The organism is Halomonas sp. ND22Bw, from assembly GCF_003011945.1.
Lineage (GTDB): Bacteria > Pseudomonadota > Gammaproteobacteria > Pseudomonadales > Halomonadaceae > Halomonas > Halomonas halophila.
This window is the reverse complement of record NZ_PXWD01000574.1, coordinates 1-296: the sequence shown is the minus strand read 5'-3', so window position 1 is coordinate 296 and position 296 is coordinate 1. Positions and strand designations below refer to the sequence as shown.

The window sequence follows — 296 nt, the reverse complement described above, 5'->3', positions numbered from 1 at the left end:
CATGCCGAGCAGGGTGAGCAGGCGGCGGATCATGCGCCGGGCTCCTCGGAGAAAGCGATGACCAGGGGCACCATCCGGGCGCGGTCGCGTCCATCGAAGCTTATCGACTGATCGGCCAGCGCGCGCACCAGCGCACGGCGTTTGCCAACCGATATCGTCCGCCCGCTTTCGGCAAGGACGACATCGATTTCGTTTCCGATCGACGCGGCGGTCACCGGATCGGCACGGCCCCCGAGAAGCCTTCGTACGAGGGACTCGATCTCGCAATGCACGCGGGACAGGAACAGCAGCGCAGG

General features: G+C 66.2%; 1 pseudogene. It reads right to left on the bottom strand.

The annotated features are described in order from the left end of the window. Positions 1–29 precede the first annotated feature (29 nt). A pseudogene (locus CVH10_RS19440) lies at positions 30–296 on the bottom strand (hypothetical protein); the annotation flags it as partial.